The sequence below is a fragment of the Hymenobacter crusticola genome (assembly GCF_002154225.1).
Classification (GTDB): domain Bacteria; phylum Bacteroidota; class Bacteroidia; order Cytophagales; family Hymenobacteraceae; genus Hymenobacter; species Hymenobacter crusticola.
Genome location: NZ_MTSE01000005.1, coordinates 312,428 through 334,896, shown reverse-complemented (window position 1 = coordinate 334,896; position 22,469 = coordinate 312,428). Strand labels below are relative to the sequence as shown.

Genomic DNA, 22,469 nt, shown 5'->3' with positions numbered 1-22,469 from the left:
AGCTTAAAGCCGAAAGAGGTTAAGCGCGAGAATCAGCACGATGCCTACCACCATCAGAATCAGATACATTCCGGTAGTGCCTGTCTGGACGTAACGCAGGAGCTGTCCACCGCCAAGGGTGATACGGCCAAAGCCGTTCACAATGGGGTCGATGATGCCTTGCTCGACGAAGCGATACAAGCCCCGCGACAAAATCATGACAGGCCGCACAAACAAGGCATTATACAGTTCATCCACATAGTATTTGTGGTATACCAGACTTTCGGGCGCCGAGCGCTGGCCTTCATCCTCGGCGGGCAGCACGGCGCGGCTCACGTACTGCACGTAAGCTAGCACAATGCCAAGCACACCTGCTGCCACAGAAGCACCAATGAGCAGGAGCTCTGTGCTGTGGTCCACTTCGGCAGCAAAAGCGGCTGGGTTGAGGCGTTGTGAGTAAGTAAAAATTGGAGCTAGGTAGTCGGCTAGGTAGTGCTTGCCTAAGAACATAGGAGCGCCCATGAAGCCGCCTACTGCCGCCAGCACCGCCAGAATGATAAGCGGCAACGTCATGGAAGCGGGCGACTCGTGCAGGTGATGCTTCTGCTCCTCAGTGCCACGGAATTGACCGAAGAAAGTGAGGAACAGCAAACGAAACATGTAGAAGGCCGTCAGAAAAGAGGTGAACAGGCCGATAGCCCACATGAGCTTATTGTGCTCATATACGTGACTCAGAATTTCGTCTTTGGAGAAAAAGCCCGAGAAAGGCGGGATTCCTGAAATAGCTAGGCAGCCAATCAGAAAAGTTAAAAACGTAATTGGCAAAGCTTTCCGCAAACCACCCATGCGACGCATGTCTTGCTCGTTGCTCATGGCGTGAATTACGGAGCCTGCACCCAAGAACATCAGCGCCTTGAAGAAAGCGTGCGTCAGGACGTGGAACATGGAAGAGGTGTAGCCCATCACGCCCAAGGCCAAGAACATATAGCCTAGCTGCGACACGGTAGAGTAGGCCAACACCTTTTTGATGTCGTTTTGGGCCAAGCCAATTGTAGCGGCAAAAAAGGCAGTAGCCAAGCCCACAATGCCCACGACTTCTAGCGTGGTAGGAGCTAGGGTAAACAACACGTTGGAGCGCAGCACCATATAAATACCAGCCGTTACCATGGTTGCGGCGTGGATAAGAGCCGAAACGGGCGTGGGGCCAGCCATTGCATCGGGGAGCCACGTATAGAGCGGCAGCTGGGCCGACTTACCCATCGCGCCCACGAAGAGCAGCAGCGTAATGGCCGTGCAAATCTCCTTGGTGTATGGGCCGAATTGTGCTAATGATGCCTTGTGAAATACCTCTCCGTACTGTACCGAGTTGAAGGTGAGGTAAATAAGAAAGATACCAAGTAAAAAACCTAGGTCACCAACGCGGTTGATGATAAAGGCTTTCTTGGCGGCGTTGTTGAAGTTTTCGTGCTTATTCCAGAACCCAATGAGCAGATACGAACAGAGCCCTACGCCTTCCCAACCGATGAACAGAATGACAAAGTTGGCTCCAAGCACCAGCACCAGCATGCTGAACACAAACAAGTTCAGGAAGCTAAAGTACTTGCCCACGTTTTCGTCGTGGTGCATGTAGCCAATGCTGTACACGTGAATCAGGAAGCCAACGCCCGTCACGAGCAGCAGCATGATGAGGCTGAGCTGGTCGATTTGGTACGCAAACGGAATCTGCATGGAGCCCACCGAAATCCAGTCGAACAGCGTGACCGTGTACTGGTACTGAAAGGTGCTGAATAGGTAAGCCGAAATCAGGAACGAGCCTAAAACGGTAGTGCTGCCGATGATGCCAGCCATCGTTCCCGACAAACGTTTGTTGAGCAAGCCGTTCAAAAGAAAACCTAGGAAGGGCAGCAGCGGAATAAGCAGGTACACCAGCGTGGGGAGAGGCGCGCCGGCCGCAGGAAGAACAGTTTCTTGCATAAGTTGATGCGAAAGAGAAGTCAGATCGTCAGATTGCGCCTATCAAAATAGATAAGTAGCGCAATGCCACGGCTATAGGAAGGCTACCACTTAAGGCGATTAAGAAGGTTGACGTCCGTAGTTTGGAAGTTTCGGTAGATCATCACGATAATACCAAGGCCAACCGATACCTCGGCTGCAGCCACTGCCATGATAAAAAACACGAAAATCTGACCATTGGGGTCAGATCGATAGGCGGAGAAAGCCGTCAGCAGCACATTTACGGCGTTGAGCATGAGCTCCACACACATAAAAATGATAATGGCATTGCGGCGGGTGAGGACGCCCGTTACGCCGATGGCGAACAATGCGGTAGCAAAATAGATATAGTACTGAAGCGGGACAGTGCGGATAACTTCTGGGATATTCTGTTCCATGCAGTTGGGCGGTCCGATAAAACGGCGAAACAGCCGAAGCTCGGCTGGGGTGAGTACCTAGCAAAGGTATCCGAAATTCGGAAAAAGCCGCGAAGCCAAGAACATTCTGCGCAGAACTTAATTAGCGCAAGCGCAAAGCAGTAGGCGAAGTCTCCTTTTTGCGGGCTATCGAGTCCTTGCGAAAGCAGCTTTAGCAGAAAGAAGAAGTAAGCCGCTCAATAACGAGCGGTTTCACTAGGAGTGGATATAACATGTTGATGTGACTACAAGACGGAAAAGCTAGTCAGAACACACGTTGCATTATAAAATTATAAATAGAAGAATATCACATAATTGGGTGAGACGCGTCACATGATTAGGCGATTGACGTCAGGAAGTGGGTAGCGTAGTTTTGCATCGTTCCTAGTCGGAATTGCACTTCTATCGGGTGCTACTTTCTAATGCTTACTACTCATAACGCTCAAGTTACTACCATGAAAAAGTACTTTACTCCCGCCTTCCTGTTTTTCGCCCTAACGAGTGCCTCCGCAGTGGCCCAAACTAAAGCGCCTGCTCGTCCGGCTACCACCAAAACAACGGCAGCTACCAAAGCAACAACCGCCAAGCCAGTGTCCAGCACCAGCTTTAAAGCAACGGCCAAGCCAGTCGCCAAGCCAGCGGTTAAGCCAGCAACACTAACTCCCGCTAGCAAGCCCGTTGCTGAGGCGCCAGTTGTTGCTGAAGTTACGACTCCTCCCGCTCCTGAGCCTACCGCAGTAAACAAGATGGTAGCCACAAGCCAGCTTTTCGTCAAGGGCAGTAAGGCTGTGAACCTAGGGGTAGGCCTAGGTCTTGGCTACGGCTACGGATTGTCAGGTCTGCATTCTACCCCAGCCATGAGTGCATCCTTCGAGTATGGTATTGCCGATAACGTTGGACCGGGCACTATCGGCGTAGGTGGCATGGTAGGCTACAAGTCCTACGGCTGGAAGTCGGGAGGCTACAAGGGCTCTTGGAGCAATATTATGGTCTCGGCCCGCGGCACCTATCATTATGATGTCTTCGAAAACCCGAAGCTTGATACGTATGCTGGTATCTCGCTGGGCATCCGGCACGAACGTTACTCCGACAACGCCGGCACCGATATCTATTACTCTAAAACCAGTGCCAGCTACGTCACCTCAGGCATCTTCGTCGGTGGTCGGTACTACTTCTCTGATAAGCTAGGTGCTTTTGGCGAAGTGGGCTATGATATGTCATACCTGAAGCTAGGTCTTACCGCCAAGTTCTAGCAAGTAAGCCTTGAGATAAGCCAGCTTTTTGGGCAGGCCCACGCCACTGATCCGTGAACGATCAGCAGCGTGGGCCTGCTGCTATTGAGGCTTTCGAAAATAATTGTCGTCTTTAAAATATTTCGCAGCCATATTCGTCTGCGCTAGTAGAATGGAATCTCTAGCTCTCACCACCGGCGCAACCACGGCCACCATGACAGGACAGGACCGGCAGATACAGGAGGCTGTACAGGAGCAACGTGCTCGCTTGCTCGCCTTTATCCGCCGTCGCGTACCCGACGAAGCTGACGCCGAAGACATTCTGCAGGATGTTTTTGGAGAGTTAGTGGAAAGTTACCGTTTGCTTAAGCCAGTAGAAAAGGTCGCCGCTTGGCTGTTTCGTGTGGCCCGCAACCGCATCACGGATCTGTATCGGCGCAAAAAAACCAGTTCTCTGGAAACCGAAGCGCTCCGCTACACCGATAATGAGGAAGGTAGCCTGCTGCTGGCCGACGTGCTACCTGCACCCGACGACGCGCCCGAAAATCGATTGCTCCGCGAAACAATCATGGAGGCTCTGGCGGAAGCCTTGGAGGAACTACCTAGAAACCAGCGCGACGTGTTCGTGTGGCACGAGCTGGAGGGCAGAACCTTTAAAGAGCTTGTGGAAGAGACTGGCGTGCCACTCAAAACCCTGATTTCACGCAAGCATTACGCCGTGCAACACTTACGGCAGCGCTTGCAAGCGCTTTACACTAATTTGTTCACCGATTGATGCGACTTGCCTTGTTAAAAGCGTACTTACTAAAACAAGCAAGCCTCCCAACATCATCACCTTCGCATCTCACCCCATGGACCGTAACTTTTGGCTACTTCGTGGCCTTCGTTTTGTAGCCTTCGCTGCCTTGTTTGTGGCTGCTGCAGGCTTTGTTACTATGAGCCTTTGGAACTGGCTAGTGCCCGTACTCTTCCATGGACCTAGCATCAACTTTGTGCAGACTTTAGGACTGCTGGTGCTCTCACGCATTCTATTTGGTGGCTGGGGCCGTGGCGGCCATAGCCAAGCTAGCTGGGCACGCAAAAAGAAAATGTGGCGGGAGAAAGTAGAATCTCGCCTGGCTGGCATGACGCCAGAGCAACAAGAGAAGTTTCGGCAGAAGATGCAAGCTAGCTGTAGTGGCGCGACATGGATGCGACGCCAGCCTTCCGAAACAGCACAGCCAACTCACGCCGAGTAACGACGAGCAAAGCACAAAAAGAAAAACGGCACCTGAAAGTTCAGGTGCCGTTTTTCGTAGATCGTATCTGATTTTAAAAGTGCCGCTCGCCGGCTTCGCGCTTGCCGAGCATCACTGCGCCTACCATTGCCGTGAGAAATAACACAGAAGCTAGCTCAAACGGTAAAAGATATTTCTGGTACAGCACTAGTCCTAGCTGACCTACCATGCCAATCTGCGAGTCGAAAGTGGTAGCGTTGTAGGTTGTTCCGGGTTGCACATCGCGCAGGGCCGCAACCATTACCACGAACAACAAACCCCCTGCTATAGCCGCCGCTATTTTCGAGACAGTCGATTTATGTGGTTCCGTTTCGGCGTTCAGGTTCAGGAACATAATCACGAACAGGAACAGCACCATAATAGCACCGGCGTACACAATGATGTTGACAGCCGCCAAAAATTGCGCGTTCAGCAGTAGATAGTGCCCTGATAGCGTGAAGAACGTTAAGATCAGGAACAATACGCTGTGCACCGGGTTTTTGGCCAGCACCACACCCAACGCGCTGAACAGCGCCACAAACGACAGAAAGAAGAAGAGAGGTGACATTGCGCAGAATGTAACGCGAAGCTCCAGCTTCGTGCATCAGTGAACGGTAAGTGTCCAATCGGACAATAGGCGAAGCTGGAGCTTCGCACTGTACCTAGGCGGGTTGAGCTAGCTTAGTACTCAGAACTTGAGCCTGCTCTGGCGTGAGTTGAATGCCACGCTTAGAGCGTGCATCGGGTGCCACAGGCTCCACAAGGCGGTCTTTGCCATAGATAAACTCGTCGCGCTCAAAACGCGGTGGAGCCATCTTATCAGCTTGCAGGTAAACAGCTGCTTTAGGACACGCTTCTTCGCAGAGGCCGCAAAAGATGCAACGCAGCATGTTGATTTCGTAGCTGACAGCGTACTTCTCTTCCCGGTACAAGCCTTCTTCGCCCTTTTTTCGCTCGCCGGCTACCATCGTGATGGCTTCGGCGGGGCAAGCCACGGCGCAGAGACCACAAGCTGTACACCGCTCCCGGCCTTGCTCATCTCGTTTCAATACGTGCAAGCCGCGAAATACAGGCGAGAACGGCCGCGTCTCCTCCGGATAACGAATAGTTGCTTTCTTCGAGAAGAAGTGCCGTAGGGTAATGCTCAAGCCTTGGAAAATAGCCGGTAAGTAGGCCCGCTCGGCCAGCGTCATCGGCTTCTTCTCTAGCTTTTTGGCTCTATTGCTTAAAGGTTGCATAGTCTAAATGTTGTTCAAAGACCTAGGTTAGTATCACACCAAACCTAGGTCGACGCTAGATGAGCACTTACTGAATAACGCCGAACAGAATCAGACCACCCGTGAGGATGATGTTGAAGATAGCCAGCGGAATCAGAATCGTCCAGCCTAAGCGCATGAGCTGGTCGTAGCGGAAGCGTGGCAAGGTCCAGCGCACCCACATAAAGAAGAAGATAAACGAGAAGATCTTGATAAAGACCGCCACTACACCTAGAATGGTGATGATGTTCTGGGCCGTTACGGCTCCTTGCGACTGCGCAAGGAAGTCGCGTAGCTCATATTGGAACGGAAAGTTGAAACCACCGAAGTAGAGCACGCTCATCACAGCCGAGGCTACAAACACGTTGATGTACTCAGCAAACAGGTATAATCCCATTTTCATGGAGCTGTACTCCGTGTGGTAACCACCAACTAGTTCGGTTTCGCACTCTGGCAAGTCAAATGGCGTACGGTTCGTTTCGGCAAAGGCACACACAATGAAGATGATAAAGCCGATTGGCTGCTTCACGATGTTCCAGAAGTGCCACTCGCCGGGCACCGACTGCTGCAAAGTTATTTCGCGCAACGACAGCGTGCCCGACATCATCAGCACCGCAATTAGGGCCATACCCATTGCTAGCTCGTAGCTGATATTTTGCGAAGCTGCCCGGATAGCACCTAGCAACGAGAACTTATTATTAGAGGCCCAGCCGCCAATCATAATACCGTATACACCCAGCGACACGACGCCGAACACGTACAGCATTCCAATGTTTACCTCAATGCCTTGCAAGTGAATGATGGTGGTACCAAACTGCAAGTAATTGCCAAACGGAATAACAGCTGACGCCATCAGCGCCGTTACCATAGCTAGGCACGGGCCGAAGACAAACAGCGCCCGGTTAGCACCGGCTGGAAAAAACTCTTCTTTAGTGAAAAGCTTCACAGCGTCGGCTAAGGGTTGCAAGATGCCGAAAGGGCCGGCACGGTCAGGTCCTACCCGATCTTGCAGAAAAGCGGCAATAACCCGCTCCGCATAAGTGGAATACGTAGCGATAAGCAGCGAAATGCCAAATACCACCAATATCACAAGGGCTTGCCAGCCCAGTACAGGAAGTTCCATTGTCTAGTTACCTAATTTCATGGGTGGGTTCTGCTCTAGGTCGCGCACGGAGCTTTCAGGCAGATCAGCAATCACTTGCTGATTGAGTACCGGCAACTCATAGTGATTGGCCGAAATTACCGATGAACGGTCAATGTGTGCTGGACCTTCAATCACCCAGTCGGCCGTTTCCTTCTTTTCGAAGCGACACTCGTTGCAGATAAACTCTTTTACCTCGCCATACTGGTCCTTGCGGGCCGTTACGCGGAGCACATCCTTGCCTTTGTACCACAGCACCACGCGGCCAGGGCACTTCTCATGCGAGCAGTCGCGGTGGGCATTAACGGGTTTGGTAAACCATACCCGTTGTTTGAAGCGCCAGGTTTTATCCGTTAAAGCGCCCACTGGGCACACGTCAATAACGTTACCCGAGAAATCGTTGTCGATAACATTCTCGATGTAAGTACCAATTTCTGCCGCGTCGCCACGGCCTAGCACGCCGTGCACGCGGTTGTCGGTAATCTGATTGGCCGTGTACACACAGCGGTAGCACAGAATGCAGCGCGTCATGTGCAGCTGGATCAGCGGACCAATGTCGATTTTCTCGAACGTGCGGCGCTCTTCTTGGTAACGGGTGGTGCTCACGCCATGCTCGAAAGCAAAGTTCTGCAAATCACACTCACCGGCTTGGTCGCACACAGGGCAATCGAGTGGGTGGTTGATGAGTAGCATCTCCACGATGCCTTTGCGCACGTTCAGGACTTGCTCGGACGTGGTATTTTCGACCACCATGCCGTCTTGCACCGGCGTCACGCACGAGGCTACTAGCTTCGGCATGGGGCGTGGGTCTTTGGCTGAGCCCGCTGCTACGCGTACTAGGCAAGCGCGGCACTTACCGCCCGAGCCTTGCAGTGGCGTATAATAGCACATGGCCGGCGGCACGATGCTGCCGCCAATCTTGCGCGCCGCGTTGAGAATGGTGGTACCGTCTGGTACTTCCACCTCAACGCCATCGAATGTTATTTTAGCCATTTAGATTCTTGATTGAGAGCGTGGATGCTAGAACTTGGAGCGTAGACCGCGTTATGCAATCTTATGCTGTTGTCGTTCAGTGGTTCTACGCTTTAAGTTCTTACTTCTAAGTTCTATGCAAGCACTGCCTTACCTGGATACACAGCACCGGGGCGTGTAGCTTCTTGTGGGTGTTTCACGTGCCACTCAAACTCATCCCGGAAGTGACGCACGGCAGCCGCTACGGGCCATGCGGCTGCTTCACCGAGGGGGCAAATAGTATTGCCCTCAATTTGCTTGGCAACGCTTACCAGCAAGTCAATATCCTCCATATGGCCGTGGCCGTACTCTAGACGGTGCAGCACTTTCTCTAACCAGCCCGTTCCCTCACGGCACGGCGAGCACTGCCCGCACGACTCATGGTGGTAGAAACGAGAGAAATTCCACGTATTGCGCACGATGCAAGTGGTTTCGTCCATGGCAATGAAGCCACCCGAACCTAGCATAGTGCCCGTGATAAAGCCGCCATCAGAGAGTGACTCATAGGTCATGAGACGATTTTCACCGGCGGCAGTTTTTAGAATCAACTCTTTAGGTAGGATTGGAACAGATGAGCCACCGGCTACTACCGCCTTTAATTCGCGTCCTTTCCAGATGCCACCACAATACTCGTCGGAATAGATAAACTCTTCAACCGGAACACCTAACTCGATTTCATAAATGCCGGGCTTATTCAGGTGGCCACAAGCCGAAATAAGCTTAGTGCCTGTGCTACGACCCACACCGATTTTAGCATACTCATCACCGGTCATGTTCACAATTACCGGAATAGCAGCAATTGACTCGACGTTGTTTACCACCGTCGGGCGGGCGTAGAGGCCTTGTACAGCCGGGAATGGCGGCTTATTACGCGGGTTGCCGCGCTTGCCTTCCAATGATTCGAGCAATGCCGTTTCCTCGCCGCAGATGTAAGCGCCGCCGCCAGGATGCACGTGCAGGTCTAGGTCGTACCCTGAACCTAGGATATTCTTACCTAGAAAACCGTTGGCATATGCTTCAGCAATAGCCTTTTCTAGAATGCGTAGCACGTACAACAGCTCGCCGCGGATGTAGATGTACGAGGTGTTGGCGCCTAGGGCGTACGAACTCGTGATCATCCCCTCGATAAGCAAGTGCGGCAGCTTCGACATCAACTGCCGGTCCTTGAAGGTGCCCGGCTCCGATTCGTCGGCGTTGCAGACAAGATAACGCGGTACACCTTCGGGCTTCGCCAGGAAGCTCCACTTCATGCCGGTGGGGAAGCCAGCACCGCCGCGGCCGCGTAGCCCCGACTTCTTCACTTCTTCCACCACCTCGTCGGGTGTCATCGTTTTCAGGGCTTTTTCCACTGAGCGGTAGCCGCCATGTTTGCGGTATACCTCAAAGGTGTCGATGCCTTCAACGTTGATATGTTCGGTTAATAGCTTGCGGCCCATAGTAGTAAGCGTTGTGCTGATGGCCAGCTGTTAATTATTTTTCAATGAGTTAGGCAGGCCCACTTCTTCCCAAGGCAAAATAGGACGATGTACCTGATTACGGAGCTCGGTTAGCATAGCATCTACTGCTTCTGGGGTATCAAGCTTTTCGTAGTATTTCTCCCGAACCTGAACGATAGGAGCAAAGCCGCAAGCGGCTAAGCATTCTACCTCTTTCAGCGTAAACAAACCGTCTTCGGAGGCTGGACCGCCCACTTTAGCGCCCGTAATGCGCTCCAAGTGAGCCGTTAGCTCATCAGAGCCACGCAACATGCACGGACCTGTCCGGCAGATTTCCAGCACATGCTTGCCAACTGGTTTGAGATTGAACATGGTGTAGAAGGTAGCTACCTCATACACTTCAATCGGCTGAAGACCTAGGGTCGCAGCCACTAAATCTTGTACTTCGGGACTCACCCAACCACCAAATTCAGCTTGCGCAATGTGAAGCACCGGCAACAACGCCGACTTCTTACGGTCGTCGGGGTAGTGCGTGAGCAGGCGCTTAATTTCAACTTGAGCAGCAGGTGAGAACTGGGGTTTGGTGGGCGCAGTAGTAGGTTCCATAAGGGTCAAGTTCGGGCAAAAACTACGCGTCCAGCTCGCCGGCAATTACGTTCATAGAGCTCAGCGTCACGATAGCGTCGGAGAGAGACTGGCCGACCACCATTTCCGAATAGGCTTGGTAGTAGATGAAGCAAGGACGACGGAAGTGCAAGCGGTAAGGCGTGCGGCCACCATCCGAAATCAGATAGAACCCTAGCTCGCCGTTGCCGCCTTCTACAGAGTGATACACTTCACCCACAGGCGCTTCAATCTCGCCCATGATGATTTTGAAATGGTAGATCAACGCCTCCATGTTTTTGTACACGGCTTGCTTGGGAGGCAGGTAATAGTGTGGCGCGTCGGCGTGGTAGGGGCCTTCGGGTAGGTTTTCTAGGGCTTGCTCAATGATGCGCAGGCTCTGCCAAATTTCCTCATTGCGCACCAAATAGCGGTCATACGTATCGCCGTTGGTGCCTACCGGAATGTCGAACTCGAAGTCTTCGTAAGACGAATAAGGGTTCATCACCCGCACATCGTAATCAACGCCGGCGGCACGCAGGTTAGGACCTGTGAAGCCGTAGTTGAGTGCTTTTTCTGCCGTGATACCACCCACGTATTGGGTGCGGTCCATGAAAATGCGGTTGCGGTCAAACATGCTCTGGAACTCCCGCATAACAGCAGGGAATTCTTTTACCCACTTCCGTAGCTTCTCCAAGGCTACCGGCGTGAAGTCGCGCTCCATACCACCAATACGGCCCATATTGGTCGTCAGGCGGGCACCGCAGACTTCTTCGTAAATCTCGTACACCTTCTCGCGCTCCTGAAACACGTACAGAAAGCCCGTGAAAGCACCCGTGTCAACACCTAAGATGGAGTTACAAATCAGGTGATCGACGATGCGGGCTAGCTCCATCATAATCACGCGCATGTACTGCGCACGCTTCGGAACCGTAATGCCAAGTAGCTTTTCCACCGTCATGTGCCAACCCATGTTGTTGATGGGCGACGAACAGTAGTTCATCCGGTCGGTGAGCGGCGTAATCTGGTATAAGGGACGACGTTCGGCGATTTTCTCGAACGCCCGGTGGATGTAGCCAATGGTCGGTACGCCCGACACAATCCGCTCGCCATCCATTTGCAGGATATTCTGGAAAATGCCGTGCGTGGCCGGGTGAGTAGGGCCTAGGTTTAGCGTCGTCAGCTCCTGGTTAAAATCATTAACCGTCGGAACCAGCTGGTTGTGCTGCTGCTCGCGCGCCTCCTCAATAATTTTATGGGTGCCCGCTAGCGTGTCATTTACTGCCATAAGGATCGGGTCAGGGCCTAACGGCCGAAGAATAAGTCTGTTTTGTCTTCACGGGTACCATCTTCCAGCGGATATTCTTTGCGCATGGGATGGTAGTCCATGTCTTCCACATTCAGAATGCGGATGAGATTGGGGTGGCCGGGGAAGATAATGCCGAAAAAGTCATAGGCCTCACGCTCCATCCAGTTGGCAGTGGCATAAATGTCCGTGAGCGTAGGCACTACCGGATCAGCAATGGGGAAGAAGATCTTCAAGCGTAGTCGCACGTTGTGTACCAAGCTGTGCAGATGATAGATCATTCCTAGCTCCTTGCCCTCATGATCAGGATAGTGAATCCCGCACATGGTAGTCAGGAAGTTGAACTGCATCTCCTGATCAGCTTGCAGTGCCTCGATGATGTCGTGAATCCGCTCCCGCGTGGTTGTGGCCGTGAGCAAGCCGTATGGCTCTTCCACATCGGTGAAGGCATCTTCGCCAAACATCCGCTGCAAATTGGTCAGCACACGTTTATTAGAGAGTTTGTTCGGATCTTCTTCAGCAACAGCAGCAGCTTGAGCGGCAGCAGATTCTTCAGTCGGTTCAGCCATGAGGAGTATAAAGTACTTGGTAGTGGGTAATGAGTCGCAAAAGATAGTAGCGACTCACTACCCACTATGCACTACTTACTTGATGTTATAGGATGCTAATAGCGCCTGGTACTCGGGCGAGTTGCGACGACGCAGCGACTCGTTCTTGGCTAGGTCTTGCACGCGCATCAGGCCGTCGAGGACTTGCTCAGGGCGGGGCGGGCAGCCGGGTACGTACACGTCAACCGGGATGATACGGTCAATGCCTTGCAGCACGGAGTAGCTATCGAAAATGCCGCCTGAGCAAGCACAGGCGCCCATAGCTAGCACCCAGCGGGGCTCGGCCATCTGCTCGTACACTTGCTTCACGATGGGAGCCATCTTCTTGGCAATGGTGCCCATTACCATCAGCAAGTCGGCTTGGCGCGGCGAGAACGACGGGCGCTCGGAACCGAAGCGCGAGATGTCGTAGTGGGCACCCATCGTCGCCATAAACTCAATGCCGCAGCATGAGGTAGCAAAGGGCAGTGGCCAAAGCGAGTTAGCGCGCGCAATGCCTACTACTTTCTCCAGCGAAGTAGCAAAGAAGCCAGCACCTTCAATGCCCTCAGGGGCAGCAACAGTTTTAATTTCGGGAACTCGGATATCGTTCATGAGAGAAGTCGGGTAGGAAGTAAGGACCTATAAAGCCAACACTCGCCAAAAAGTAAAAGTTTGCTAGTGTTAGACTTAGGCGTTGGTGCCCGTCCACTTCAGAATGCCCTTTTTAATGACGTACACGAAGCCCGCCATCAGCAAGGCCAGGAATACTATCATCTGCACGAATCCTTCAGTGCCTAGCTGGCGAAAATTAACTGCCCAAGGATACATAAAAATAACCTCCACGTCGAAGAGCACAAACAGAATGGCGGTAAGAAAGTACTTCACCGAAATCGGGGTGCGGGCGTTGCCCACCGACTCAATGCCGCATTCGAAGGAGCTATCCTTCACCACGCTCTTGCGCTTTGGGCCTACTAGGTGCGACACCACCATGGCAAAAGCCACGAATGCTAAAGCAAAACCTAGCTGCGCTAAGATGGGAAGGTAATCGGAAGGTTGATATTGGGTAGCAGGAACGACAAGTAACATACGAACTGCGCGTAAAGACAAAAGTGAAAAACGGATAAAGGCAAATGTAGCAGTTCAGTGCTTGGGAACAAAGGTTTGCGGAGGCAGGGGCGTAAAGGGTATATTTGAGAGGGAAGAAGACTGCGTTCTATGGCAGAAGCACAACCACTATCAAGGGTTTACACGGTTGAGGAGTATCAAGCCGTAGAAGAAGGCTCTCAGCAGCGCCCCGAATTCACCAGGGTGAAATTATGGCAATGCCTGGTAGCACTGCTAATCACAATGAGCTTATCCTGAACTGCGCCGCTGCGCTAAGACAAGCCGTTCGTAACCGAGGCTGGGATATTCTGGAAGCGCTACTGTCTCTGTATTAAACGATAAAAATGAAGAAGCCGCTTCAGCTTGCTGAAGCGGCTTCTGGCCTGCCTTAACCTAGGTTTTAAAAACCGCCCTGGCCGGTTACATTCAGGTTCTCGCCAGTTTCTACGCCCATGAAGGGGTAGCGGTAGTCAACGGGCGGCACGAAAGTTTCCTTGATGGCGCGGGCCGAGGTCCAGCGGAGCAGGTTCAGCATGGAGCCAGCTTTGTCGTTGGTGCCGCTAGCGCGGGCGCCACCGAAGGGTTGCTGACCGACGACGGCACCGGTCGGCTTGTCGTTGATGTAAAAGTTACCGGCTGCATTCACGAGGCGCTTCGACGCTAGGTCGATGGCGTAGCGGTCTTGGGAGAAGATGGCGCCGGTGAGAGCGTAAGGCGAAGTCGTGTCGATCAGGGTGAGGGTTTCCTCGAATTTTGCATCCTCGTACACGTACATGGTCAGCACAGGGCCGAAGAGTTCCTCGCACATGGTCACGTACTTCGGGTCTTTCGCTACAATAACTGTTGGCTCGATGAAATATCCTTTCGATTTGTCGTGGCCACCGCCGGCAATGATTTCTACGCTGGAGTCAGCCTTGGCCGCATCAATGTAGCGGGCTAGCTTGTCGAAAGAACCTTCGGTGATAACGGCGTTGATGAAGTTGCCGAAATCTTCCACGTCGCCCATCTTGAACGAAGCTAGGTCTTGCTGCACGTAACCTTTCACTTCCTCGTACAAACTAGCCGGGATGTACACCCGCGAAGCCGCTGAGCACTTCTGGCCTTGAAACTCAAAAGCACCGCGCGAAATAGCGGTGGCTACTTGGCGAGCATGCGCCGATGGGTGCGCAACAATAAAGTCTTTGCCGCCTGTTTCGCCTACAATGCGCGGGTACGACTTGTACTTGTGGATGTTCTGCCCAATGAGGCCCCAGATGTTCTGGAAGACGCCCGTTGAGCCCGTGAAGTGAATACCAGCAAAGTCGCGGTGATTGAAAATCACGTCGCCAGCTACGGGACCGTCCACGTAAATCAGGTTAATCACGCCATCGGGCAGGCCAGCTTCGCGGAACAGCTCCATTAGCACGTACGCCGAGTAAACTTGCGGATAAGCGGGTTTCCACACCACCACGTTGCCCATCATAGCTACGGAGGTAGGCAGGTTGCCGGCAATAGAGGTGAAGTTGAACGGCGTGAGGGCAAACACAAAGCCTTCGAGTGGGCGATGCTCCAAGCGGTTCCACATGCCCAGCGCCGACTCTGGCTGTTGCTTGTAAATTTCCTGCATGAAGTGCGCGTTGAAGCGGAAGAAGTCGATCAGCTCGCACGCCGCGTCAATTTCGGCTTGGAAGGCGTTCTTACTCTGCGCTAGCATGGTGGCCGCGTTCAGACGAGCACGGTAGGGACCAGCTAATAGTTCTGCTGCTTTCAAGAAAATACCAGCGCGGTGCTCCCACGGCATCGCAGCCCACTGCTCACGAGCGGCGAGGGCCGCCTCAATGGCCTGGGTTACGTGACTGGCATCACCTTCGTGAAACTGACCTAACTTATACTGGTGGTCGTGGGGAGGCGAAATAGTAAGCGTATTTCCGGTGCGCACCTCTTTGCCACCAATATACATCGGGATGTCTAGGTGCTGCTGCTTTAGCTCCTGCAGAGCTTGTTGAAGCTCAGCGCGTTCCTTGGTGCCGGGGGCATAGCTTTTAACCGGTTCGTTGATCGGGGTGGGAACGTTGAAAAAGCCGTTGGCCATTGTCTTCGGGGTTGGTTAACGTAAGTGAGGGAGCAGCAAAGGTAAAATAATGGTGGGCTAAGTGCCCGGATAAAGATTGATGCCGCTTCTAAACAGAAGGATGGTCTACTCGCCATGGCGAGTTAAAGAGCGTAGGGTCTACTTCTAATTCTGCGAGTTGCTGATAAAGTTCGTTTTCATTAGAAACGAAATACCTAGCCTCGTTAATCAGGGCTAGGTCTTCATTCATTTGAAGCGCGTGAACTTGTAGCTGCTCAGCATCATAAAGGCTGTCCATAATGCAATATTGGTAGTAGGGGAGAGGGTCTGGAATGACAGCAGAAGGTAGATTAGGCAGAATAGCTATCCAACGACGGTAGCGCGCATCATTTGTGTTGATTTCTGCCGCAATAGGCGATTCTAGCAGCGCAATTCGGTTCCAAACTTTCAGTGGGATTTTCTCCATATACCTACTGCAAAATCTGCTTCAACTCGCTTAAGCAGCTGATTTCATAGGTAATCTGAGCGAAGTGGCGGCGCTTCTCGGGATTGAAATACACCTGATCAATGCCGGCGTTGAAGGCACCTAGCACATCGCACTCGAGATTGTCACCAATCATCAGGCTTTCGGCAGCAGTGGTGCCCGCCCGCTCCAGCGCATGATCGAAGATGCGGCGGTCGGGCTTGAGGCAGCCGATGTGCTCGGAGGTGACTACTTCCACGAAGTAGTCGGTAAGGCGCGAAGAAGCTAGCTTGATGTGTTGAATATCCTGAAAGCCATTCGTGATGAGGTGCATCACATACCCCTTGTCACGCAGGTAATCGAGTACTTCGTGGGTGTAAGGAAAGACGGCTGACTTGTAAGGTAGCAGGTCAGTAAACTGCGCCGAGATATCAGCTGGGTGTTCTTCCTCAGGTACTCCTAGCTTTGTTAAAGTGCGCGTAAAACGGATGCTGCGCAGTGCTTTCTGGTCGATTTTGTTGGCTTGGTACAGTCGCCATAAGGCATGGTTTACTTCACTGTAGCGTGCAATAAACGTATCCACGGAGAAACCATAGCGACCTAGGTCGTGAAGTTCAAACAGCGTTCGTAACGTCTCATCCGCATTTTTTTCAAAATCCCAGAGGGTGTGGTCGAGGTCGAAGAAGAGGTGGCGGTAGGTTTTCAAGTAACAAGAATCAGTTGACAGTTAACGGATGAAGCGGCTCGGCGAGCTAGTTAGTCTAGCAACAAGCGCTTAACAACTTGTCCTTCACCTAGGTGGTCGTGCACAATGTCGGCGGCATCGCCGGGCTTTACATCGCCGTAAAAAATACCTTCGGGATATACCACCACAGCCGCGCCAGAGCCTTTCTTGCAGTGTTTGCACAGATCGAGGCAGTTGCAGGTTTGTACCCGGTTCTTGTATTTCTCTCCATCCGCTACCACGGATTTGAGGTGTTGTTTCTTTAGCTCCTTCTTCAGGGCATGCGCAACGTCGTCGCCGACGCCGCTTTTCTGGTTCGTGCAAACGAAAAGGTGGTGGTCGAGTTTCATTCGGAGATGGTGCCGGTCCAGCGGCGGTTCTGCAGTTTGTACGCGGCTAGCTCCCGATTCGACCACAACGTTTTATAAATCTGTTGGTCGTGCATTAGCTGCGGGTCGCGTTCCATGAAGGCGAGGAGTTGTTGAACCAGATCGGCCGTTTCTTCCTTCAGGAAATAGAACACCCAGTTATCAAGCCTGCGGAAGCTGACAAGGCCCGCATTTTTGAGGTATAAGAGTTGGCGCGACGTTTTCGTTTGCGTGAAGTCAAGTACCTGTTCCAGGTCGGAAATGCACATTTCCTGGTTGCGCCAGAGCAAGTTCAGGATGCGCACCCGCGATTCGTCGCCGAATGCTTTAAATACTTGCTGGCCGAATGCAACGGTAAAGTGTTTCAGGCGCATCTTTTAGTAGAACGCGGGGCAAAAGTGCCTCGCTAACGTGAACAAATTTACGGCAAAGGGGCCGGTGCCCTCCGAAAGTGCCGTATTATTGTAGTCTATCCTACCCAGTATGTTTGGTTTTGTTCGATTTCGTTTGCTTACGGCGGGCCTGGTTCTCGCTCTAATCATAGTGTTGGTCGGCTTGGCCGCGCCAGCACGCGCGCAAGGGCAGCGGGCTGTCGTGCAGTTCACGGGTATCGTGGCCACGGGCGATAGTTTGCTAGGGGTGCCGGGTGCCTCTATCTTCGTTCCGAAAGCAGGCCGCGGTACGGCCACCAACGAGTACGGCTACTTTTCGCTGCCTGTATTAGCCGGCGATAGTATCATCATTCGGTCGTTGGGCTACCGGAATCAAACCGTGGTAGTGCCGGCCGACTACACCCGCCAAAGCTACTCGGTGATTGTGCAGCTGAAAGAAGATGCCACCATTCTGCCCGAAGTACGAATCTTTCCTTACGCTACCGAAAAGGAGTTCAAGCAAGCCTTCCTAGCGTTGCGCTTGCCCAAGCAGCGCGGCTCGCGAGCCGCTGACAACCTTAGTCCCGAGATTATGCAGCGCATCTTCAACAACGCCCCGGTTACGAGCATGGGTAACTACCGGCAAACGATGCAAATGCAACAAAATGACTTCAACCGTCGGATGGGTACAGCGCCCTCGCCCTATACGTCTAACCCTCTGTTGAACCCTTTCAGTTGGCTACAACTGATCAACCAGATCAAAAACGGTGATTTCAAAAAGAAGGATAACGGCGATGACTAAGCCAACCGCCGCCACGCACGCCCAGCTTCAGCTGGGCGTTTTTGTTGGTAGCTAAGTCGTCCTGACAAGCCATAACCTAAGCCAAAGTAGTGAGCTGGCTAGGTATACCGACAAGCCATGCGGGACAAAATTTACAGAACCAGGTGCCCACTTTTGAAGTTAAGGCTAGTGGTGCGCTAGCACTACCCTTTCTTTTTGAAGAAGTATGGATGCAAATATTCCAGTTTCTGCCCATCCGCGTGTTGTAATTGTTGGATGTGGTTTTGGTGGTCTGCGGTTGGCAAAAGAGTTGCGCGACGCTCCGGTGCAGGTCGTTATGATTGACCGCAACAACTATCATAAGTTTCAGCCGCTGCTCTACCAAGTAGCCACGGGCGCCCTCGAAGCCGATAGCATTGCCTACCCAATTCGCAAGATTTTCGCTGGGCAGACCAACTTCTTCTATCGCATGGCCGACGTGCAGTGCGTCGACTCGAAGCGTAACGTGATAGTAACGACAGTAGGCGAAATCCACTATGACCATTTGGTGCTTGCCACCGGCTCCCTCACCAACTTCTTCGGCAACGAGACCATCGAGAAGCATAGCATGCAAATCAAGAGCATCCCGAATGCCTTGAACCTGCGCAGCTTTATTTTTCAAAACTTTGAGAAAGCGCTGCTCACCACCAACCCCGAGGAATACCAAGCCCTCATGAATATTGTGGTAGTTGGGGGCGGGGCAACTGGAGTGGAAATCAGCGGCTCGCTGGCCGAAATGCGCCGCCACGTGTTGCCCAAAGACTACCCCGAGCTAGACCTTGGCCAGATGCAAATCTTTCTGGTGGAGTCGGGCGGGGCGCTGCTGAAGCCCATGTCGAAGAAATCGCAGGACGACTCGCGGCGGTACTTAGAGGACCTAGGGGTGAAGGTGCGGCTGAATACCAGGGTGTTGCGCTACGAAAATAGCCGCGTGTATTACTCCGACACTGAGTACATCCCGACGGACAACCTGATCTGGGCCGCGGGGGTGAATGGTGCCGAGGTGCCCGGGCTGCCGCCTGAAGCCATTACGCGCAACAAACGCATCAATGTGAATCGTTGGAACCGCGTCGACGGCTTCGAGAATATCTACGCCATCGGCGATGTGGCGAATATGATAACCGACGACATGCCTCAAGGCTTGCCAATGCTGGCCCCGGTGGCCCAGCAGCAGGGTACACACCTAGGGAAGAATTTTAAGCGCATTCTGAAAAACCAGCCACCGCTCGATTTCAAGTATTTCAACAAAGGCGTAATGGCCATCGTGAGCCGCAACAAAGCCGTTGTTGACTTGCCCAAAGACGTTCATTTCAACGGCATCTTCGGTTGGTTTACGTGGCTCTTTGTGCACCTGATGACGCTGGTTGGCTTCCGCAACAAAGTGGTGGCCTTTGCCGACTGGGCCATTGGTTACTTCAGCTCCGATCAGGCATTGCGCCTTATTATTCGGCCTTTCAACCGGCTCGATATGAAGGATGATAAAGGGAAAAAAGCTGCCGAACGCCAGAACGCTACCCCAGAGTACATCCCTACGCCGCCAGCCATCCAAACGCCGGTAACGAGCTAGGTTATCCTAACCAAGAACGTCAGGCTCAACCTGACGTTCTTAGTTGTAAGCGGTACTATAAAGCGTGTTCGCTCAGCGTGCGGTACACGTCGTAGATGCTGGTATCGTTGCGGAAAGTAAATCCGATGGGCTCTACTTGTCCTCTTACCCAAATCTTCAACTCCGATTCAAGATCAAAGTGACCTGTAGTCTCCATCGAAAACCGCTCGATGCTGCGATACGGGATGCTTAGGTACTCCACTTTTTTCCCCGTCACACCTTGTTTGTTTGCTAAAATGAGGCGTTTGTTGGTGAAGATAAGCTGGTCGCGGAAGATGGCGTACGCTTTTTGTATCTGTTCGCCTGCACCTAACAGGCGCGTAAGCTCTTGCTGCAACGATTGGGCATCGCTTTCGGAAGCGTTACCAAGAAGGCTATCAAGAATTCCCATGAGGTGAGCGGTTGGTGAGTGACCAAGCTACGAGGAAAACTATTACTCCTCAACGCGCATGGCGCAAGCCGTTTCGGAAATGTTCGTCAGTACCACTTGTGGGGCCTCGTACCACGGCCGATTAGCTATGCAGTAGTTGTGCACTACTTCCTCCTCTGTTGCTGGGCGAGCGTCGAAAAACAGATGTTGGCCCCGGCTAATACCGCTGGGCAGTGCCGTAAAAGTCTCCACGACGTTAGCATAGGTAGTGCCCGCCGTGCCTTCTGGCCCGGGCAGCACTAAGCCGCCGTCACCCTGAAAAACGAGGCTCCTGCCTAGGGGCATATCTGTATCTAGCTGAATAAGATAAGCTCCATCACAAGTAGTGCCTAGCACAATGCCGTTTACGCACTGAGGTGTAATGGCTTCTTTGTCACAAGCGGTAAGATTAGTTAGCAATAAGGCACTTAGGCAGTACAGAGCCAATTTTTTCATAAAGTGGGAAGGAACAGTAGGTAGGGCACTTACAAGATTCTAGCAAGAATAAATTGGTTGCATAGCCAAAGGAAAAACAGAGCAACAGCAGCCCTCTAGGAGCTTATAATATTAGCGCTAAATAATGTTTTTTAACAGCGCTTCGGATGCGACTGAAAAATATTCTTAGGAATGGGTTGATGCTTCTGCCGCATGGCTGAAATAATGAGTTTGGCTACTGCAAGAGAAAACTAGCAACAGGCCAGACACAAGGAACCTAGGGACATGCATGCTTCTATAAGATTGGTAACAGCAGTATCAGTAATTTGTGCAATCCTTTGCACGATCCGGCTCTGTGCAACTGGAACAACGTGCTTAGGATACGCCTACCGTTGCTGACCATTTTGCATCCTTTACCTAGGTGAGGTAGGTACTGTAGCTGCACAGTTAGTATCTGAGAAAACCTAGCTACTGAGTTGACTAGAGTTATCCTATTAATAAATGAGGGACGCGAAATAGCGCTATAGCGAAGCAAAGTATATCAACTCACACTCACGGAGGCAGCTTGCCCTACTCAATACAGAAGTACGTTGGCTAATTCTTCTGTGCAGTCGATAAGCCATTGCTGCACTTCGAATCAAAAGAATATGCAAACGATTGCACATTCTTTTATACTTTAGGGCGCTTATCAGGTCATAAGCTTAAGTCTGAATCCACTACTACTGCTCTACACCCTCGTTTCCAAAATCCACCTTATACCGTTCCCTTATGAAGAAAATCTCCGCTCTGCTACTTGGTCTGATGCTGCTCGGTGCGCCAGCAGTACAGGCTCAAAAAGTTAAAGCAAAAGCAAAGGCAACTAGTACTGTCACGCCTGCTAGCCAGGGGGCGCGTTGGTCCACTGAGAAAGCCAACGCGTGGTACAAAGGTCGGCAGTGGATGTCGGGCGCTAACTTCATTCCGAGCACCGCCATCAACCAGCTGGAAATGTGGCAAGCCGATAGTTTTGACCCAAAAACTATTGATAAGGAGTTGGGATGGGCCGAAGGCGTTGGTTTCAACACCATGCGTGTCTTTCTGCACAGCTTGGCTTGGAAGCAAGACCCAGCAGGTTTTAAAAAGCGGATGAATGACTACCTAGCCTTGGCCGACAAGCACCACATCCAGACGATGTTCGTGTTTTTCGACGATTGCTGGAATAAGACTTACCAGGCCGGTCCCCAGCCGGCTCCAAAGCCGGGCATCCACAACTCGGGCTGGGTGCAGGACCCCGGCGACCCGGCCTCGCGCGACTCAGCTACGTTCATGCAGCTAAAGCCTTACGTGACGGACGTGCTGACCAGCTTCGCCCACGATCGGCGCATTCTGCTGTGGGACTTGTATAACGAGCCCGGTAACCGCGACAAGGGTATTGCCTCGTTGCCATTGCTGCGTAATGTGTTTGCGTGGGCGCAAGCCGCTAACCCCGATCAGCCGTTGAGCGCAGGGCTTTGGAACTGGGATTCGGGGTTCAAGGAGCTAAATGCGTTTCAGGCAACCCACTCCGATGTAGTCACTTACCACTGCTACGACGATGTGCCGGCGCACGAGCGTGTTATATCGTTGCTTTCCACGCACAATCGGCCACTGCTTTGTACCGAATACATGGCGCGGCCTCGCAACTCACGCTTCGTCAACATAATGCCCCTGCTGAAGAAATACAATGTGGCCGCCATCAATTGGGGCTTAGTAGCGGGCAAAACGAATACAAAATACCAGTGGGATGTGCCTATTGCCGACGGCGGTGAACCGAACGAGTGGTTCCACGAGGTATTTCGCCCTGATGGCACGGCGTACCGCCAAGACGAAGCCAATTTTATTAAGAAGATGAACAGTAAATAGCGAAGCTACTCACAAGCGTC

Annotated in this window: 25 protein-coding genes; 6 read left to right on the top strand and 19 right to left on the bottom strand. The window is 52.4% G+C overall.

Going from position 1 to position 22,469, the window contains the following annotated elements; all coding sequences use genetic code 11:
* Nucleotides 1–3: 3 nt before the first annotated feature.
* Both nuoL and nuoK read right to left on the bottom strand, forming a co-directional pair.
* Nucleotides 4–1,953, bottom strand: coding sequence for an NADH-quinone oxidoreductase subunit L (gene nuoL / locus BXP70_RS12740; protein WP_086594456.1), 1,950 nt, complete (start codon nt 1,951–1,953; stop codon nt 4–6).
* 83 nt (nt 1,954–2,036) lie between these two features.
* Nucleotides 2,037–2,369 carry an NADH-quinone oxidoreductase subunit NuoK gene (gene nuoK, locus BXP70_RS12735; protein ID WP_086594455.1) on the bottom strand — a complete coding sequence of 111 codons (333 nt, stop codon included), beginning with the start codon at nt 2,367–2,369 and terminating at the stop codon, nt 2,037–2,039.
* A gap of 473 nt (nt 2,370–2,842) precedes the next feature.
* Here nuoK and BXP70_RS12730 point away from each other — a divergent pair, with 473 nt between their 5' ends.
* From BXP70_RS12730 to BXP70_RS12720, 3 genes are all read left to right on the top strand, one after another.
* The gene (locus tag BXP70_RS12730) at nt 2,843–3,640 is read left to right on the top strand and encodes a hypothetical protein (protein WP_086594454.1); all 798 of its coding nucleotides are present in this window, start codon (nt 2,843–2,845) and stop codon (nt 3,638–3,640) included.
* 151 nt (nt 3,641–3,791) lie between these two features.
* Nucleotides 3,792–4,394 (top strand): RNA polymerase sigma factor, encoded by a 603-nt coding sequence (locus BXP70_RS12725; protein WP_245849620.1) that lies wholly within the window; start codon nt 3,792–3,794, stop codon nt 4,392–4,394.
* Between the two features lie 76 nt (nt 4,395–4,470).
* Nucleotides 4,471–4,857: a hypothetical protein gene (locus BXP70_RS12720; protein WP_179197676.1), complete on the top strand. Its 387-nt coding sequence runs from the start codon at nt 4,471–4,473 to the stop codon at nt 4,855–4,857.
* A 73-nt stretch (nt 4,858–4,930) separates the two neighbouring features.
* Here BXP70_RS12720 and BXP70_RS12715 read toward each other — a convergent pair whose 3' ends face one another.
* The 15 genes from BXP70_RS12715 to BXP70_RS12645 form a co-directional block, all read right to left on the bottom strand.
* Nucleotides 4,931–5,443, bottom strand: a complete 513-nt coding sequence (locus BXP70_RS12715; protein WP_086594453.1) for an NADH-quinone oxidoreductase subunit J family protein — start codon at nt 5,441–5,443, stop codon at nt 4,931–4,933.
* A 94-nt stretch (nt 5,444–5,537) separates the two neighbouring features.
* A complete protein-coding gene (locus tag BXP70_RS12710; protein WP_086594452.1) occupies nt 5,538–6,113 on the bottom strand; it encodes a NuoI/complex I 23 kDa subunit family protein in 576 nt (191 codons plus the stop codon).
* A gap of 67 nt (nt 6,114–6,180) precedes the next feature.
* Complete coding sequence (nuoH, locus tag BXP70_RS12705; RefSeq protein WP_086594451.1) at nt 6,181–7,254, bottom strand: NADH-quinone oxidoreductase subunit NuoH; 1,074 nt, start codon at nt 7,252–7,254, stop codon at nt 6,181–6,183.
* Between the two features lie 3 nt (nt 7,255–7,257).
* On the bottom strand, nt 7,258–8,265 hold the full coding sequence (locus BXP70_RS12700) for a 2Fe-2S iron-sulfur cluster-binding protein (RefSeq protein WP_086594450.1): 1,008 nt from the start codon (nt 8,263–8,265) through the stop codon (nt 7,258–7,260).
* A gap of 113 nt (nt 8,266–8,378) precedes the next feature.
* A complete protein-coding gene (nuoF, locus tag BXP70_RS12695) occupies nt 8,379–9,719 on the bottom strand; it encodes an NADH-quinone oxidoreductase subunit NuoF (protein WP_086594449.1) in 1,341 nt (446 codons plus the stop codon).
* Nucleotides 9,720–9,749: 30 nt separating this feature from the next.
* Complete coding sequence (locus BXP70_RS12690) at nt 9,750–10,325, bottom strand: NADH-quinone oxidoreductase subunit NuoE family protein (protein ID WP_086594448.1); 576 nt, start codon at nt 10,323–10,325, stop codon at nt 9,750–9,752.
* A gap of 22 nt (nt 10,326–10,347) precedes the next feature.
* The gene (nuoD, locus tag BXP70_RS12685) at nt 10,348–11,610 is read right to left on the bottom strand and encodes an NADH dehydrogenase (quinone) subunit D (RefSeq protein ID WP_086594447.1); all 1,263 of its coding nucleotides are present in this window, start codon (nt 11,608–11,610) and stop codon (nt 10,348–10,350) included.
* Between the two features lie 17 nt (nt 11,611–11,627).
* Nucleotides 11,628–12,092 carry an NADH-quinone oxidoreductase subunit C gene (locus BXP70_RS12680; protein WP_394334987.1) on the bottom strand — a complete coding sequence of 155 codons (465 nt, stop codon included), beginning with the start codon at nt 12,090–12,092 and terminating at the stop codon, nt 11,628–11,630.
* A gap of 180 nt (nt 12,093–12,272) precedes the next feature.
* On the bottom strand, nt 12,273–12,830 hold the full coding sequence (locus BXP70_RS12675) for an NADH-quinone oxidoreductase subunit B (RefSeq protein ID WP_086594445.1): 558 nt from the start codon (nt 12,828–12,830) through the stop codon (nt 12,273–12,275).
* A gap of 75 nt (nt 12,831–12,905) precedes the next feature.
* Nucleotides 12,906–13,304: an NADH-quinone oxidoreductase subunit A gene (locus BXP70_RS12670; RefSeq protein WP_086594444.1), complete on the bottom strand. Its 399-nt coding sequence runs from the start codon at nt 13,302–13,304 to the stop codon at nt 12,906–12,908.
* A gap of 418 nt (nt 13,305–13,722) precedes the next feature.
* The gene (pruA, locus tag BXP70_RS12665) at nt 13,723–15,393 is read right to left on the bottom strand and encodes an L-glutamate gamma-semialdehyde dehydrogenase (protein WP_086594443.1); all 1,671 of its coding nucleotides are present in this window, start codon (nt 15,391–15,393) and stop codon (nt 13,723–13,725) included.
* Nucleotides 15,394–15,481: 88 nt separating this feature from the next.
* Entirely contained in the window at nt 15,482–15,838 is a 357-nt protein-coding gene (locus tag BXP70_RS12660; RefSeq protein ID WP_086594442.1) for a hypothetical protein, read from the bottom strand.
* Between the two features lie 4 nt (nt 15,839–15,842).
* Entirely contained in the window at nt 15,843–16,541 is a 699-nt protein-coding gene (locus BXP70_RS12655) for a YjjG family noncanonical pyrimidine nucleotidase (RefSeq protein ID WP_086594441.1), read from the bottom strand.
* 50 nt (nt 16,542–16,591) lie between these two features.
* The gene (locus tag BXP70_RS12650; protein ID WP_086594440.1) at nt 16,592–16,909 is read right to left on the bottom strand and encodes a (2Fe-2S) ferredoxin domain-containing protein; all 318 of its coding nucleotides are present in this window, start codon (nt 16,907–16,909) and stop codon (nt 16,592–16,594) included.
* Nucleotides 16,906–17,301, bottom strand: coding sequence for an ArsR/SmtB family transcription factor (locus BXP70_RS12645; RefSeq protein ID WP_086594439.1), 396 nt, complete (start codon nt 17,299–17,301; stop codon nt 16,906–16,908). Before BXP70_RS12645 ends, BXP70_RS12650 begins: the two co-directional genes overlap by 4 nt.
* Before the next feature lie 109 nt (nt 17,302–17,410).
* On the opposite strand from BXP70_RS12645, the gene BXP70_RS12640 reads away from it, so the two are divergent.
* Together BXP70_RS12640 and BXP70_RS12635 are read left to right on the top strand one after the other, a co-directional pair.
* Nucleotides 17,411–18,100: a carboxypeptidase-like regulatory domain-containing protein gene (locus BXP70_RS12640; protein ID WP_086594438.1), complete on the top strand. Its 690-nt coding sequence runs from the start codon at nt 17,411–17,413 to the stop codon at nt 18,098–18,100.
* Between the two features lie 205 nt (nt 18,101–18,305).
* Nucleotides 18,306–19,685 carry an NAD(P)/FAD-dependent oxidoreductase gene (locus BXP70_RS12635; RefSeq protein ID WP_086594437.1) on the top strand — a complete coding sequence of 460 codons (1,380 nt, stop codon included), beginning with the start codon at nt 18,306–18,308 and terminating at the stop codon, nt 19,683–19,685.
* Nucleotides 19,686–19,740: 55 nt separating this feature from the next.
* Here the strand turns inward: BXP70_RS12635 and BXP70_RS12630 are convergent, their stop codons facing one another.
* Both BXP70_RS12630 and BXP70_RS12625 read right to left on the bottom strand, forming a co-directional pair.
* Nucleotides 19,741–20,115 (bottom strand): PH domain-containing protein, encoded by a 375-nt coding sequence (locus BXP70_RS12630; protein ID WP_086594436.1) that lies wholly within the window; start codon nt 20,113–20,115, stop codon nt 19,741–19,743.
* A 42-nt stretch (nt 20,116–20,157) separates the two neighbouring features.
* The gene (locus BXP70_RS12625) at nt 20,158–20,589 is read right to left on the bottom strand and encodes a hypothetical protein (protein ID WP_086594435.1); all 432 of its coding nucleotides are present in this window, start codon (nt 20,587–20,589) and stop codon (nt 20,158–20,160) included.
* 747 nt (nt 20,590–21,336) lie between these two features.
* On the opposite strand from BXP70_RS12625, the gene BXP70_RS12620 reads away from it, so the two are divergent.
* Nucleotides 21,337–22,449 (top strand): glycoside hydrolase 5 family protein, encoded by a 1,113-nt coding sequence (locus tag BXP70_RS12620; RefSeq protein ID WP_218779781.1) that lies wholly within the window; start codon nt 21,337–21,339, stop codon nt 22,447–22,449.
* Nucleotides 22,450–22,469 lie beyond the last annotated feature (20 nt).